The organism is Jidongwangia harbinensis (assembly GCF_020216025.1).
GTDB lineage: Bacteria > Actinomycetota > Actinomycetes > Mycobacteriales > Micromonosporaceae > Actinoplanes > Actinoplanes harbinensis.
This window is the reverse complement of sequence record NZ_JAIWNC010000039.1, coordinates 1-16007: the sequence shown is the minus strand read 5'-3', so window position 1 is coordinate 16007 and position 16007 is coordinate 1. Positions and strand designations below refer to the sequence as shown.

The following is a 16007-nucleotide window of genomic DNA, read 5'->3' as shown; positions in this document are numbered from 1 at the left end:
AACCCGGCCCAACCGCCTCCGGCCGGTCCAGACTCGACCGCGGTGCGCGCCCGGACCTCGGCGCGGCACGGAGGGGAGATCGCTACATGAGAACGTCAAGGCGCCGATGGGCGGCCGGGCTCGCCGGGATACTGGTCGCGGTGGCGGCGTTCCCGAACGCCGCCGCGGTGGCGGCGCCGGACCCGGCCAAGCCGGATCCGCTGTCGAAGGTGGACGAGAGCGTCCTGCGGGCCACCGCGGGCACCGCACCGGCCGAGTTCTTCGTCCGGCTGACCGGGAAGGCCGACCTCGACGACGCCGCGCTGGACTCGGCCGAGCGGTCCGCCGGCGGTTCCTCCGTGCGCGCCGGCCGGGTCGCCCGCACCACCGCGGTGTACCGGGCGAAGGTGCGGCACGCCGACCGTACCCAGCACGGGCTCCGGTCGCTGTTGCGGGAGCGCAAGGCCGACTTCACGCCGTTCTGGATCGCCAACGTGATCCGGGTGTCCGGCGATCGCGGCCTGATCACCGAACTGGCCGGCCGGTCCGACGTGGCCGCCATCGAACCGGTGTCCGCCACCCCGCTCGCACCGACCACGACCCAGGGTGCGGCGCTGCCCGTGTTCCCCGACCTGGCCCAGATCGGCGCGGACAAGGTCCGCTCCGAGTACGGCGTCCGCGGCGAGGGCGTGGTGATCGGCAGCATCGACACGGGCGTCCAGTTCGACCACCCGGCCCTGTTCCGGAAGTACCGCGGCACCCGGCCGGACGGCACGGTCGACCACGACTACAACTGGTACGACCCGGCCGGCGTCTGCGGCGGGCCGACCAGCGGTGCCTGCGACAACATGGGCCACGGCACGCACACCGTCGGCACCATGGTCGGCGACGACGGCCGGGGCGCGACGTTCGGCGTGGCTCCGGGCGCCAAGTGGATCGCGGCGAAGGGTTGCGAGACCCAGTACTGCAGCGACGAGGCGCTGCTCGCCGCCGGACAGTGGATGCTCGCGCCGACCGACCGGACCGGCGCCAACCCGAAGCCGGAACTGTCGCCCGACGTCATCAACAACTCCTGGGGCACCCGGGACCACCTCTACGACGAGATCGTCGAGGCATGGGTGGCGGCCGGCATCTTCCCGGTCTTCTCGAACGGCAACGACGGCCTGAGCGGCTGCGACACCGCCGGCTACCCGGCAACCCACCCGCTGGCCTACGCGGTCGGCGCGGTCGGCGCCGACGGCAAGGCGGCCGACTTCTCCAGCCGCGGCACCGCCTCCGACGGCTCGATCCGCCCGGACATCGCCGCACCGGGCGTCGACACCAGGTCCAGCGTGCCGGGCAGCGGGTACGCGACGATGAGTGGCACTTCCATGGCCGCGCCACACGTCACCGCGGCGGTCGCGCTGCTCTGGTCGGCGGTGCCGAACCTGCGCCGGGACGTGGCCACCACCCGCGAACTGCTGGACGCCACCGCGCGAGACGTCGAGGACCTGCAGTGTGGCGGGACCGCGGCCGACAACAACGTGTACGGCGAGGGCATCCTCGACGCGTACGCGCTGGTCACCAAGGGGTCGACGGCGGCACTCGGCGGCGTGACCGTCACCGCCACCCGGACCGCGGCGAAGCTGCCGGACACCCGGGTCACGCTCACCTCGTCGCAGGTCACCCGCTCCGGGCGGACCGACGCCGCCGGCACCGTGCAACTGGGCCGGGTGCCGGCCGGCGACTACACACTGCGGGTCAGCTACTTCGGTATGCAGACCCACACCAGCACGGTCACGGTGCCCGCCACCGGGGCTGCGAACGTGACCGTCGACCTGGACGAGCACGTCCCGTGGCACGTGGTGTCCGGCACGGTGACCGACCCGGCCGGCGAGCCGGTCGCCAAGGCCGCGGTGAGCGTGGCCGGCTACCCGGAGCAGACGTTCACCACCGGGCCCGGCGGCCGGTTCAAGGCCGCGCTGCCGGAGGGCGACTTCGACCTGGCCGTCGACGTCGGCGGGTGGCTCACCCCGGCCACCGTGCCGGTCTCCGTGGACGGCGACGAGAAGGTCGACGTCGCCCTCGCCGCCAAGACCGACGCCCACGGGTACGTGGCCGGCGTCGCGGCGCCGAAGCGGAACAACTCCGGCCGCGCGCTCAAGCTGACCGGCGACGAGGCCACCGCCGAGGTCGCGCTGCCGTTCCCGCTGACGTTCTACGGCGAGACGTACTCGTCGGCGACCGTGCACAGCAACGGCTACCTGGCCTTCGGTAAGCCGGACGCGGCCGGCGGCGGGGACAACACCGCGCTGCCCGCGGCCGCCGTCACCGCCCCCGCGGTGTTCGCGTTCTGGGACGACCTGATCCTGGACGAGTCGTCCACGGTGCGCACCCGCACCGCCGGCGCCGAGCCGAACCGTACCTTCTGGGTGACCTGGTCCGGCGCGAAGCTCAAGGCGAAGCCGGGCGTCCGGGTGGAGTTCCAGGCCGTGCTCTCCGAGGGCGGCGCGATCCGGGTCGAGCACCTCTCGTCCGGCGCCGGCCCGGCGTCGGGCGCCGGTGCCACGGTCGGCATCCAGGGCCCGCCCGGATTCACCGGCAGCAGCCTGCAGATCTCGCACAACCAGGCGGTGCTCGGCCCGGACCGGCCGTTCACGTTCCACGTGGCGAACGCCGGCGTGCTCCGCGGCACGGTCACCGACGCCAACGACGGCACACCGGTGATCGGCGCCACGGTCCGGGTGACCGGCCCGGCCGATCCCGGGGGCGTGCCGGTCAGCACGGTCACCGACTCCGCCGGCCGCTACCAGGTCGAGGCGCCGGCGGCCACGGTTCAGACGGCCGCGGCGGCGGCGTCCTACACCGAGGCGTCGGAACCGGCCACGGTGGCCGAATCCGCGGTCACCGTCCGGAACCTGGCGCTGCGTACCGGTCGGCTGACCGCCGATCCGCGGGTGGCACTGACCGTGCCGGCCGGCCAGTCCCGAACCGTCTCGGTACCGATCGCCAACACCGGCACCGCGTCGGCCACCTGGGAGGTCCGGGAGCTGGACGAGGCGGTTCCACCGGCCGCCACGCCGGGACGGGTGCTGAGCTCGTTCCGGTCCGGGGACATGCCGAAGACGTACGGCGTCGGCTACCGCAACAACGAGCTGCTGGTCACCGACAGCTACTTCTGGGGCCAGGTGCAGCGCTTCGACACCAAGGGCAGGTCCCGCGGCCTGTCCCGGGTGGCGGCGGACGGGAGGTTCCTCTCCGACATCACCTATCTGAAGGAACGGGACCTGTACTGCGGGGCCACCATCTCGCTGAACGGCGACCTGCCGATCCTCTGCTTCGACCCGGACACCCACGAGATCAAGCACTCCATCCCGACGCCGGGCCTGGAGAACCCGCACTACGGGCTCACCTACCGGGCCGCCGACGACACGTTCCTGATCTCCGGCGGCGACCAGATCCAGCGGCTCGCCGGACTGTCCCACCCCGAACCGGGTGCGGTGCTGGGCGGCTGCACGCCGCCGGAGCCGTACATCGCCGGCATGGCGCTCAACGAGAAGACGAACACGCTGTGGGCGATGGAGCAGACCGACGGGCAGATCTATGCGCTCGACCCGGACACCTGCGCCGTCCAGGGGTCCCTGCCGGACCCGGATCCGTCCTACAACAGCGGCGCCGGGCTGCACCTCGACGACGACGGCAACCTGTGGGTGGTGGGCAGCTACCGGTTCCCCGCGTACCGGGCGGTCGTCTACCACGTGGAGGCCGGCACGACGAAGTACCGGGATGTGCCGTGGCTGTCGGTCGGTAACCCCACCGGGGAACTGGCCGCCGGCGCGGACGGCGCGCTGACCCTGACCGTGCACACCACGGGACTGCAGGCGGGACGGACGTACACCATGAACGTCCTGCTGGTCAGCAACGGCGCGAAAGCGCCGGCGGTGCCGGTGACCGTCACCCTCACGGTCACCTGAGGGGTCCCGCGGGCCCGGACCGCCATCCGGGCCCGCGGGTCACAACCAGTCGTTGCGCGCGACGAACCAGCCCAGCTGCATCCGCGTCGCGCTGCCGGTGATGTCCATCAGCTGCCGCAGCCGGCGCTGCACGGTCCGTAGTGACATGCCCAGCTGGGACGCCACCGCCTTGTCCGGGAGGCCGGTCATCAGCAGGGACAGCATCCGCCGGTCGGTCGCGGTGGGCATGGTCCACCGGTCCAGATCGGCCAGCGTGTCCGTGGCCGGGGCCAGCCGCAGCGGGCTGGCCCGTTCCCACACCTCGGTGAACAGCGCCACCAGCACCTCCACCCAGGCCGGCCCGCGAACCACCAGCGCCCACGGTTCGGCGTCGGCGTTGCGTCCCGGGAAGTACAACAGCGCGGCCCGCCGGTCGGCCACCGCCAGCTTGCCGGGTACGTCCAGCGCCGCCCGGGCCTCCTCGCCGGCCGCGACGAACCGGCCGATCACCGCGGACGCGTCCGGACGTTCCAGGGCCCGCCGGTCGTACACCACCCGGAACCGCACGCCGCGGCCGAGCAGTTCCAGTTCCGCCGGGTTCTCGTACTTCGCCGTCGTGTACGGCGGCCGGTCGAAACCCAGCACCTCCTCGCGGGCCGCGCGCAGGAACTGGTCGAACGTCTGGGTGATCGCGGCCGCGCCGACCGCCATGTGCACGCCCTGGTCCACCGCGCCGGTGGCCTGCTGGCGGGTGGCCCAGTCGCGCAGCTCGATCCGCGCCTCCTGCAGCCGGTGCATCCGGGACAGCAGCAGCGAGTCGATCGCCAGGTCGGGCGGCGCCGCCCGGGCACCGTCGCCGTCCCGCTGCACCAGGCCCTTCTCCTGCAACGCCACCAGCGCCGGCTCCACCTCGCCGCCGAGCCGTCCGGCCAGATCCGCCACCGTGCCGGACCCGTTCGCCAGCACCGCTCGGTAGACCCGTTCCTCCGTCTCGGTCAGCCCGAGTTCGTCCCACATCGTGCCACCACCCCCGCCCCGGGCCGCATTGTTTCTGACGGTCTTCGCCGGGCGTCAAGACCATCACCCCAGGTCGGCCCCAACGGGCAGGCTCCCGGCCAGGGACCCCACTGTCCCTGGCCGGGAGCCTGCGCGCTTCCGGTGCCGTCCTACAGGTCGGCGGCACCGGCCGCGGTCGCCTCCTGGACGGCGGACGACCGGCGGGCGGTGGCCCGCTGATCGCCGGCGTCGTCCCGGCCCTCGACCGCACCGGTCGCGGCGCGGGCGGAGCGAGCCGCCGCCGCGGCCGCCGGCGGGTCACCGACGACGCCGCCGCGAATCCGGTTGTTCGCGGCGATCTGCGCGACCGGGGTGTTGCCGGTCGCGGTCAGCTTCCCGTCGATGATGTTGTCGTCGACGGTCACCCCGCCGGTGGTGCTGGTGACGCTGACGTCCCGGCCCCAGAAGCCGCCGGACGCGCAGCCGTCGAGCGAGCCGTTCGGTCCCAGCTGGACGCCGCCGAGGTTGCCGGCGAACGTGGCCCGGCCGCGGACCGAACTGCCGCACACCACGCTGCCGGTCGCGCTGTTGAGCACCGACAGCGTGCCGTCGACGAACGAGTCGTGCACGTCGGTGTAGTAGGTACCGGTGGTGTTGACGTTGCCTTCCACCTCGGTGGTCCGGTCCAGGCGTACCTCCCCGGCGCCGGCCGTGACGTTGCCGCCGATCGTCGTGCCCTCCACGAACAGGAAGCTGTCCACCGTGCTGGTGCCCTTGGGCTTGACCGTCACGGCGCCGCTCTGCGCGTCCTTCAGGAAGACGCCGTAGCCGCCGGCGGCCAGCACCACCGGGCCGCCGATCACGGTGTTGCTGGCGTCCAGGTAGCTGTCCCCGGCGACCTTGATCTCGCCGGCCAGGTGCCCGCCGGTGATCACCAGATTGCCACCGGCGGCGACGCTGACATTGCCGGTGACGGTGGTCCCGGTGAGGGCGCAGGATTCGCCGGCCGGCACATACAGATCATTGGGTACGGTCACCGCCCCGCCCGTGCCGATGCAGTGGGTGACGAGGCCCGCGTTGGCGGCGGGTGCGACCGCCAGGACCCCGACGGTGACGGCGGCGGTCACGGTGGCCAACGTGGTGACGGTTCGTATGGGCATCACGATTCTCCCTTGTCGGGCGGCGGTGGGGCGGTGGAACGAGGTCATGAGCCGACGGTGGATCGGGCGGCGGCCCGGACGATCGCGCCCCGCTGCCGCTTGGTGAGCGTGCCGCCGGTGACGAGTTCGGCGGTGACCGCCTCGACGTGCCGGACGAACGTGGCGTGGTCGGCGTAGTCGCCGTGCTCGGCGATCAGGTCGTTGACCGTGCAGCCGTTGCCGGTGTCGGAATTGGGTACGCCGGTGTCGTCGGCCCCGATGATCACGGTGCTCCGGGTGTCGGAGCCGGGACAGGTGTCCGCCCCGGACCCGACCACGGTGAACGTCACCGACTGCTCGGCCGCCGTGTTGCCGGCCGCGTCCGTGGCGCGGTACCGCACGGTGTGCGCCTCGGTGCTGCGGACCGCCACCGGTGCCGTGTACCGGGTCCACCCGCCGGCGTCGAGCGCGTACTCGATCGAGGCGACCGCGGACTCCGTGTCGGTCGCCGTGACGGTGACGGTGGCCGCGCCCACGTAGTTGCCGTCGCCGTCGCGCTCCCCGCCGACCGTCGCGGTCGCCGTGGGTGGCGTGGTGTCCGGTTGCGGCGGCGCCACGACGGTGAAGTGCGCCATCTGCTCGGCGGACACGTTGCCGGCCACGTCGGTGGCCCGGTAGTGCAGCATGTGCGCGCCGACCGCGTCGACCACGAGCGGCGCCGTGTACGCCGTGTACGCCCCGCCGTCCAGCGAGTACTCCACCGACCTGACCCCGGATCCGGCGTCGGTGGCGGTGAGCGTCGCGGTGGCCGTACCGACGTAGTTGCCGGCACCGTCCCGCGCCCCGGTGATCTGCGCGGTCACCGTCGGCGGGGTGGTGTCCTCGGCCGGCTCCGGCTCGACCACCCGGAACGACACCGACCCGACCTCGGAGGTGTTGCCCGCGTTGTCGGTGGCCCGGAACTGCACCGCGTGGTCGCCGATCGCGGTGACCGGCACCGGCGCGGTGTACGGCCGGAACCCGGTGTCGTCCAGCTCGTACTCCACCGTCCTGACGCCGGAGCCGGCGTCCGTGGCGGTGACCGCCACGGTCGCGCTGCCGACGTAGTGGCCGTCGGTGTTCCGGGTGCCGGACACCTGCGCGGACACGGTCGGTGCGGTGGTGTCCGGTTCACCGCCGCCCTCGGTGACGACGAACTCGCCGACCATCGAGAGGTGGCCCGGGATGGCGCAGAAGTAGCGGTACCGACCGGGGGTGAGCCGCACCGTCGCGGTGTGCCGGCCGTTGTTCGCGTCGAACGGGTTGGCCAGGATGTTGAGGTTGACGTCGTGGTTGTAGCCGTCGGTGCTGGTGTCGAAGGTGAGCGTGTGCGGCATCCCGGTGGTGTTGCCGGTGGCCGCGCTGTTCTCGAAGACGATCGTGGTCTCGCCGGCCACGGCCTGCGCCGGTGCCGTCTTGTAGCGGGTGATGTCGTCGTCGGCGGTCCAGGTCAGGGTCTGCGCGGCGGCGCGTTCGGCCGGTGGTGCGGCGGCGGCCGGGGCCGCCGTCGCCACGAGCAGCAGCGCCGCCAGCGCCGCGGTCAGTCGTACCCGGGTCATCCGTGTCCTCTCCCTCACAGCGCCCGCACCTTGATGTCGCGGAACTCCATGAGGTCGTTGTCGCCATGGTTCTGCAGCCCGATCAGGCCCTCGGCGAACTGCCGCAGATCGGTCGGCGGGTCGCCGGCCCGGGAGGACTGCTTGCCCGGGGTGTTGTCGAACTCGTTGATGACCACGCCGTTGCGCGCGATCGTGTAGTGCTGGCCGACCACCCGGACCTCGTACGTGTTCCACACGTTCTTGGCGGTGGCGCCGGCCGCGCTCAGCGGGTTCACGTCGAAGTTGTAGATCGATCCGGTCTTCTGCGGCTCACCGGTCTCGCCGTCGTAGAGCTGCACCTCGTGTCCGCAGTAGATGGCGACCCAGGCCTGCGACGTGCGCGCCGAGCCCACCGTGCCGCAACTGCCCGGCGGGCGTTCCTCCAGCGGAATCCGCGGGTCCGGGAAGCGGGTGAACACTCCGCTGTTGGCCCGGACGGTGCCCGGGGCGATGTCCCGGAACTGCAGCTTCAGCGAGAAGTCCTTGAACGGCTTGGTGTAGTACAGCATGCCCAGTCCGCCGCTCGGCCGCAGTGAGCCGTCCGGTTGGATGGTGAACTGCCCGGTCGGGGCTTGCGCCCAGTCCAGCAGCGACTCGGCGGTGCCGTCGAACAGCGGCTCGTACCCGGTGTGCCCGGCCCGGCCGATCGGCGAGGCCGCCGCCGCCCGGGTGAGCGTGCCGGCTTCCCGGCCGTTGAGGAGGCCGTCGTCCTGCAACGTGCGGGCCACCGCGGTGACGTGCCGGACGAAACTGTCGTGGTCGGCCCAGGTGCTCTCGTCGTCGATCAGGTCGTCGATCGTGCAGCCCTGGCCCACCGCCCGGTTCGGCACCTTCGTGTCCGCCTCGTCCAGGCGTACCGTCGTGCCGCTGTCCGTCACCGCGCAGCCGACCGTGACCGTGGTCCGCGTGGTCACCTTCTCGCCGTCGGCGTAGGTGACGGTGAGCGTGGCGGTGTAGGTGCCCACCCGGGCGTACGTGTGCCGCGGGTTCGCCTCGGTGGACGTGCCGCCGTCACCGAAGTTCCACTCGTGCTTCACCCCGCCGGAGCGAGCGCCGGTGAACGCGACGGTCAGCGGCTTGTTCTGCACCGCCACCGACGTCGCGCTGGGCGCCGGGGTCGGTGCCCCGCCCTGGTACGTGATCCGGATCAGCTTCTGGTTGGGGTGCAGGCTGAAGAAGCCGCCGCCGTAGTCCAGCAGGTAGAGCGCGCCGTCCGTGCCGAACTTCGCGTCCATCCAGGAGTACAGCTGGTTGCCGGCGGTGCCGAACGGGACGATCGCCCGCAGCGACTCGGCGAACGCCGGAGGTGCCTGCTTCGCCACCCCGGCCGGGTCGACCGTGACCGCGATCCGGTTGCTCCCGCTGGACTGGTCGCCGATCAGCCACTTGTTGTCCCAGTACGCCGGCCAGGCCACCGTGCTCTTCGGGTCCACCAGGTCACGGTGGTACGTCGGTCCGCTCATCACGGCCTGGGAGCCGCCGCGCACGTACGGCTGGGTGTAGGTGGCGTCGGCCGCCTTGTAGGTCGGGATGCCGCTGCCGTCCGGGCGGAGCGGGAAGACCGGGCCGCCGCCGTCCGGCGAGTACCAGATCATGTTGTCCTTGACCGGCGGCAGGTCCACCAGGCCGGTGTTGCGCGGCGAGGTGTTCTTCGGGTTGTTGCAGTCGTACCAGCCGGTCAGCACGGTGGCGTCGGTGTTGCTGCGGTCCCGGTACGGCTGCCGGTTGCCCATGCAGTACGGCCAGCCGTGGTTGCCGGCCTCGGTGATGATGGTGGCCGTCTCGTACTTGGCGGGGCCGAGTTCCGGGCTGGGCGCGCCGGCGTCCGGGCCCACCCAACCGGCGGTCAGCCAGTTGCGCTTCGGGTCGATCTGCAGGCGGGAGATGTTGCGGACGCCCATTACGTAGATCTCCGGGCGGGTCTTCTCGGTGCCCGGCGGGAACAGGTTCCCGGACGGGATCGTGTACGTGCCGTCCGCCTCCGGGTGGATGCGGATGATTTTCCCGTTCAGGTCGTTCGTGTTGCCCGAGGTCCGGCGCGCGTCCTGGAACGACAAGCCCTGGTAGTCGGCGGTCCAGTTGTTGCCGGAGTAGCCGTTGGAACCGCCGGACGAGTTGCTGTCACCGGACCCGATGTACAGGTTGCCGTCCTTGTCGAACGCCATGCCGCCGCCCGCGTGGCAGCAGCTGTGGATCTGCACCGGCCACTGCAGGATGTCCTTGCGGGTGGACTGGTCGATGGTGCCGGTGGTCCGGTCGTAGGTGAACCGGGACACGGTCCGCTGGCCGATCCGCTTCTCCCGGTCGATCGAGGCGTGCGGCATCCAGTACACGTACAGCCAGCCGTTGTCCGCGAACTTCGGGTCCGGCACGATGCCGAGCAGACCCTCCTCGTTCTTCACCAGTTCCGAGCCGCTGCCCCGGTTGCCCATCACCGCGAGCGTGGTGAGCAGCTTGGCCTGCTTCGTGGCCGGGTTCCAGGAGTGGATGGTGCCGCAGCCCAGGCCGACGTTCGGGTTGGCCCAGTCCTCCACCGGCCCGCTCGGGCAGGCCGCCTTGCCGACGTAGAAGACGGTGCCGTCCGGCGCGACCGTCAGGCCGTGCGGCTCGCCGACCTGGTCCAGTTCGCCGGTCTTGTTGGTGGCGGTGAGCCGTTCCACCTTGTAGTTGGCGGCGATGGTGGCCTGGCAGTCGCCACGCACGATGCCGCTGGTCCAGCGCAGCGCGCCGGACAGGTGCCGGCGGAACGCGTCCTCGCCGTAGCTGCCCTCGGTGTGGCCCATGCCGGTGTAGAAGGACCGGCCGCCCTCGAAGTCGCGGCACCAGGACACCGGGTGGAACGCGCCGTTGGCCCCCGGTCCGGGGTTGTAGTGGCGCTCCTCGACCTGGGCGACCGTGTGCACGGTGCCCAGCGGGTTCGGGTCCCAGTTGTACCAGCGGTCCGACCGGGTGACGGTCAGCGGCAGGCCGGCGGTGGCCGGGTGCTGCCGGTCCAGGATGTCCACCACGGCCCGGTTGACCGCGGGCGCTTCCGGTGCGGTGGTGGCGCCGGCGGACAGCCGCATGTCGGCGAGCTGGATCAGCGGGTCACCGGCGGTGGCCGTGATGTTCAGCCGGTAGTGCAGGAACTCGGCGGGGCTGGCGACCTGGAACCGGCGGGTCTGGAACGGGTCGGTCCACGCCTCGCCGGTGCGACGGTCCACATCGGACCAGTTCTGCCCGTCCGTGGACCCCTGCAGCGTCCAGTCCTTCGGGTTGCGGCCGGGTGCGTCGTTGGCCGAGGTGAGCGCGTACGCGGTGATCCGGGTCGGCTTGCCGAGCTGGTACGCCACCCATCCGGTCGGGTTGAACGTGAGCCACTTGGTGTTGGCGTCGCCGTCGGTGAGCTTCTCCTTGGTCTCGTTCGGCGGGTTCTCCCCGCTGGCGGTGACCGCGGAGACCGGCTCGGGGACCGCGATGCTGCCGGCCGGCCGGGTGCCGATCAGGCCGGTGAACCAGGTCGAGTCCAGTTGCGCCTTGGCCGCGTCGCCGATGCCGAGGAAGCCGCCGCCGGCCTTCATGAAGGCCTGCAGCGCGGACTCCTGCTGGGCGGTGAGCGTCACGCCGTCCGCGGACAGGAACACCACGGCACGGTACGGAGCCAGCCCGCTCGCGCTGAAGACGTCGGGGTCGGTGGTCGTGGTGACCGCGACGTCGTCGGCCTTGCCGAGATCCTTGATCGCCTGTGCCGCCCGGACCACCGGGTCCTGCTGCGCCGACGCCGCGCCGTGGAAGACGAGCACCGAGACCGGTGCCGCCGCGGCGGCGGATGCGGGAGCGGCCCCCGTCACCGGCGCGATCCCCAGGACCAGCACCGCGGCCGTGGTCGCCGCCAGGGCCCGTCGTAGCACTGGTCGATGTCTGCCGGTAAGCCTTCGCGTCATTGCTGTGCTCCCTCGCTGCGTCGTCGGTTCTCCGTTGGCGGGTCAGCCGCCGTGTGCTGCGTGGTCTCCCGCGGTGTGGGTGTGGCCGCGGAACCGGTGGATCGCTTCCTCGGCACCGGCCGGCATGCTGCCGTCCGCGTTGCGCACGAGGAACAGGCCGGACATGCCGGTGTCGGAGTGGAGCTGCACGTGGCAGTGGTACATCCAGACGCCCGGGCCGACGCCCTCGCCGGCCAGCACCTGGAAGCCGAAGGAACTGCCCGGGTTCAGGTCCTTGTTGTCGATGACGTGGCTGGGGTCCGACGGGCCTTCGAGCATGCCGGTCCGGTTGTCCGCCCACCGGTGTGCGTGCAGGTGGAAGGTGTGGAACAGGTTGCCGTGCCCGATCGCGATCCACTCCACCCGCTGGCCGAGGTTCGCCTCGAACATCGGGGTGTTCGGCGCCAGCTTGTTGTTGATCGTCGAGTCGTGGAACACCGCGGTGAACTGCTTCTCCGGCAGGATGTCGCCGCGCCGCCGGACGATCAGCGCGCCGTACAGTCCCTTGGCGACGCCGCCGGTGCCGTGGTCGGTGCCCATCGCGTGGTCGTGGTAGTGCCAGTAGCCCGCGCTGCCCGGCATGAAGCGCCGTCCCGCGGCCGCGAACATCTCCCGCGACCGCCAGACGTACGTCCGGGTCTCGCCCGGGTTGTTGTACGACGCGTTGAGCGGGCTGCCGTCCGAGTCGGTGCTGTAGTCCACGCCGTGCGGGTGGATCGAGAGCCGCTGGGTGGTGGTGTTGACCAGGGTGATCTCGAGGGTGTCGCCCTCCCACATCTCCAGCACCGGCCCCGGCACGGTGGCACTGCCCGGGGTCAGGCCGTAGCCGAACAGGCCACCCGGCAGGGCCTCGGCGTAGATGGTGATCTTCCTGGTGGCGCCCGCCGCGCGGGCCGGCTCGGCCCGGACCACGGCGCCCGCCCCGACCGCGGAAGCGGTGAGGCCGAGCGCGCCGGTGGCGATCACCGAGCGACGGGGTAGCGGGAGGCGGTCCCACCTGACAACGTTGTCGTCCATGCGCGTCCTTCACGGTCCGGCGGGCACGGTGGACCGGGCCGCCATCGTGCGGTGACAGGTGTCTAATCGGATGTACTGAGGCGTGCCGGGGCACGGAAGCGTCGTGCTCGGCCGGCGCCGCCATCGCCGACGTACTGCTTGTTACAGACTTTGATCGGGAAGATCACAACTTCTGTCAGATGCGAGAAACTTAAGCCGTGCATCGACGAAAGTAAAGATGTCTATATGAAAAGTCCGCCGCCCCCTCGGGGACGGCGGACTCCACTCAGGATCGTCAGCTGCCGGTGTACGCCGCATACACCCGATCGGCGCGCTCCCGGGCGGCCTGGGGGTCGTCGCCGTACGCGATCGCCGCCTCCGCCCAGGCCTCTCCGCTCAGCCGCATGAACTCCTTGCCCTCTGCGGACGCCGCCCAGGCCACCCCGTTCTTCGGGTCCAATGTGGGGTCCCGGTCGCTCATGTAGTTCGCCAGGCCGAGGAAGCCCATGTCCCAGCCGATGCCGACGGCGCCCGGTCCGAACTGGTCCCACATGTCGTCACCCACGTGCGCCACGTGCTCCAGCTCGAAGCGGGTGCGGCCGTCGCCCTCCGGGGTCAGCCGTACCTCGATCCAGCTGACCTGGCCCATCGCCTCCCAGGTGGCGGCGTACGACCGGGGCTTGTCGCAACGGGTGATCGTGCCGCCCGCGTTGCCCTCCAGCTGGTAGTGGCCGCCCACGGTCAGGTCGCCGGAGATCGGCAGGAACCAGCGCGGGATGCGTTCCGGGCTAGTGACCACGTCCCACAGGTCGTCGATGTCGGTGTCGTACACCTCGCTCACCGTGAGGACCCGCGCCTGTCCGGCCTCCAGCTCCCGGTCGCCGATGGCGCGGCGGACGGCACTGATCTGATGCTTCGTGTCAATCATCGTGGGCTCCAGTCTCATCGTTGCGGTGATCGTCGGCGCGGGTCTCGGCGGCGAGACGCCGTTGTCGTTTCCCGCGCGCCACTTCGGTGGCCATGGCCGCCAGGTGCGGCGTCCAGAACCGGCGGAACCGGTCCAGCCAGGCGTCGGCCTCGCGCAGGGCCGTGTCGTCCACCGCGTACAGCCGGCGGGCGCCGTCCGGGCGGACCGAGGCGAAGCCGTTGTCCCGCAGCACCCGCAGGTGCTGGGACACGGCCGGCTGCGAGATGCCGAACTCGGCGCGGATCACCTCGGTGAGCGCGCCGGACGACTGCTCACCGTCGGCGAGCAGTTCCAGAATCCGCCGGCGCACCGGATCGCCGAGCACATCGAAGGCGTGCACCGGCCGAATGTATCAGACCAAGCTTATATAAGCGAAGACTCATATCGTGCGTAACGCCTCACCGGCTCCCGCCGCTACCCCGCAGCGTCCCACGTGCTGTGAGCCACACCACGATGGGTGCCGATCGGTCCACGCCCGGTCACCGAACCGGTTAAGTGCACACCCGCCCATCGTCCCCTTCTTGCCTCGCAGGTCGCTCCCGAACTGCAAATCTGCTGGTCAGGGGGCAGGATGCATGCTGTACCTCAACCGGAGGGGAACCGGACATGGCGGAGATCCATCACCTCGAACATGGATGGGTCACACCCACCATCAGTTACGTTCTGTCGGTCCTGGGCTCACTGCTCGGGCTCATCTGCGCGGTCCGACTGCGCTCCGCGCCGAGCACCGGCTGGCGCGCCTGGTGGCTCGGCCTGGCCGCGGTCGCCATCGGCGGCACCGGCATCTGGACCATGCACTTCGTGGCCATGCTCGGCTTCAGCGTGGTCGGTACGCCGATCCGGTACGACGTCCCCACCACCGCCATCAGCGCGGTGATCGCCGTGACGGCGGTCGGCGTCGGCCTGGCCATCGTGTCGCTCGGGACCCGCGCCCGCCGCACCCGCATCGTGGTCGGCGGCGTCCTCACCGGCCTCGGCGTCGCCGCCATGCACTACACCGGCATGTTCGCGATGCGCCTGGACGGCGAGATCAGCTACGCGGACACCCGGGTAGGCGCGTCCCTGGCGATCGCGGTGGTCGCCGCCACCGTCGCCCTCTGGCTCGCCGTCACGGTCCGCGGCACACCGGCGATCGTCGTCTCCGCCCTGATCATGGGCGTGGCCGTGAACGGCATGCACTTCACCGGCATGTCCGCCATGTCCGTCCAGGCCGGCACGTCGACCGTCACCCCCGCCGGCGCCACCGCCACCACCCTGCTGATCCCGATCGGCGTGGCCGTCCTGTTCGGCGTACTCGGCCTCCTGTATGCCCTGATGGCCGCACCCACCGACGAGGACCGGGCCGCGCTGGCCTACCTGGAGGCCCGCCGCGCCGGAAAGCCCGTCGCCCCGGACGCCGCCGTCGCCCCGGGCACCGAAGCCGATCCCGCACCCCCGGCGGCGTCCGAGAGCCCCCGCTTCGGCGGCCACGGCCACCGGGCCACCGGAGGTTCCGTCTTCCAGGACCCGGCGGGCGGTCCGGCCTTCCGCGGCCTCGGCGATGCCGGTGTCCGCGGTGCACGCGCCACGGGGCCGGCCGACGTCCCGGTGTTCCGGGGCGCGAGCGACGCCGGCCCCGGTTTCCGGGGTGGTGCAGGCGAGGCTGGTCCTGGTTTCCGGGGTGCCGGGGGCGAGGCTGGTTCCCTTTCCCGGGGTGGTGTGGGTGATGCCGGTCCTGGTTTCCGGGGTGCCGGGGGCGAGGCCGGTCCTCCCTTCCGGGGTGACGCGGGCGAGGCTGGTCCTGGTTTCCGGGGTGCCGGAAGTGCCGGTGAGACTGGTTCAGGCTTCCGCGGGGTGAGTAGAGCGGGTGAGGCCGGGCCTGGCTTCGGCGGGATGAGTGGCGCGGGTCAGGCTGGTCCCGGCTTCCGGGGGATGCACGGCGCCGGTCAGGTCGGTTCCGGCTTCGGCGGAGCCGGTGGTGCAGGCCAGGCTGCTCCCGGTGTCCGAGCCGCTGACGGGTCGGGTGGCGACGCCGTTCCGCCCGCGGTCGCCGGGTACCCGGCAGCCAACGCCGGCCCCGGTTACCCCGGCGCTCCGTCGGCCCCCGGCGCCGGTGCCGACCCGGCAGCTCAGCCGCCCGGCCCGGACCCGGCCGTCCCACCGGGTGTCGTGCCCGGTCAGCGGCAGCCACGCCGGATGCCCTCGGTCGGCAGCCGCTGGACCAACCGCGAACGCCCCGGCCGCTAGCACGTCACCCCACGGACGCCCGATCTTGTGGACCTGCGGTCGTTAGGGCGAACTCAACTGGTGGTTGCAACACCGACTAGCTCAGCCATTTTTGCAGCTGGGTTGGCCCAGCCCAAGGTCATGCGGGGTCTTCCGTTGAGTTCGTCGGCGACGTGGTCGAGCCCGGCCTGGTC

General features: G+C 71.8%; 9 protein-coding genes and 1 pseudogene. 2 read left to right on the top strand and 8 right to left on the bottom strand.

Annotated elements, in window-relative coordinates:
- Nucleotides 1-86 precede the first annotated feature (86 nt).
- Complete coding sequence (locus tag LDL48_RS34590; protein WP_225259354.1) at nt 87-3932, top strand: S8 family serine peptidase; 3846 nt, start codon at nt 87-89, stop codon at nt 3930-3932.
- Nucleotides 3933-3971: 39 nt separating this feature from the next.
- On the opposite strand, the gene LDL48_RS34585 is transcribed toward LDL48_RS34590, so the two are convergent.
- From LDL48_RS34585 to LDL48_RS34555, 7 genes are all read right to left on the bottom strand, one after another.
- Nucleotides 3972-4928 carry a hypothetical protein gene (locus tag LDL48_RS34585; RefSeq protein WP_225259353.1) on the bottom strand — a complete coding sequence of 319 codons (957 nt, stop codon included), beginning with the start codon at nt 4926-4928 and terminating at the stop codon, nt 3972-3974.
- A gap of 149 nt (nt 4929-5077) precedes the next feature.
- On the bottom strand, nt 5078-6067 hold the full coding sequence (locus LDL48_RS34580; protein WP_225259352.1) for a hypothetical protein: 990 nt from the start codon (nt 6065-6067) through the stop codon (nt 5078-5080).
- 44 nt (nt 6068-6111) lie between these two features.
- Nucleotides 6112-7644 carry a cupredoxin domain-containing protein gene (locus LDL48_RS34575; RefSeq protein WP_225259351.1) on the bottom strand — a complete coding sequence of 511 codons (1533 nt, stop codon included), beginning with the start codon at nt 7642-7644 and terminating at the stop codon, nt 6112-6114.
- Nucleotides 7645-7658: 14 nt separating this feature from the next.
- Nucleotides 7659-11606, bottom strand: a complete 3948-nt coding sequence (locus LDL48_RS34570; protein ID WP_225259350.1) for a ThuA domain-containing protein — start codon at nt 11604-11606, stop codon at nt 7659-7661.
- Nucleotides 11607-11648: 42 nt separating this feature from the next.
- A complete protein-coding gene (locus LDL48_RS34565) occupies nt 11649-12662 on the bottom strand; it encodes a multicopper oxidase domain-containing protein (protein WP_225259349.1) in 1014 nt (337 codons plus the stop codon).
- 274 nt (nt 12663-12936) lie between these two features.
- On the bottom strand, nt 12937-13569 hold the full coding sequence (locus LDL48_RS34560; protein WP_225259348.1) for an SRPBCC family protein: 633 nt from the start codon (nt 13567-13569) through the stop codon (nt 12937-12939).
- Entirely contained in the window at nt 13562-13948 is a 387-nt protein-coding gene (locus LDL48_RS34555) for an ArsR/SmtB family transcription factor (protein ID WP_225259347.1), read from the bottom strand. Before LDL48_RS34555 ends, LDL48_RS34560 begins: the two co-directional genes overlap by 8 nt.
- 266 nt (nt 13949-14214) lie before the next feature.
- Between LDL48_RS34555 and LDL48_RS44775 the strand changes: the two genes are divergently transcribed.
- Complete coding sequence (locus LDL48_RS44775) at nt 14215-15834, top strand: MHYT domain-containing protein (RefSeq protein WP_225259346.1); 1620 nt, start codon at nt 14215-14217, stop codon at nt 15832-15834.
- Between the two features lie 53 nt (nt 15835-15887).
- Here the strand turns inward: LDL48_RS44775 and LDL48_RS45220 are convergent.
- Nucleotides 15888-16007 (bottom strand): annotated as a pseudogene (locus tag LDL48_RS45220) (IS30 family transposase); the annotation flags it as partial.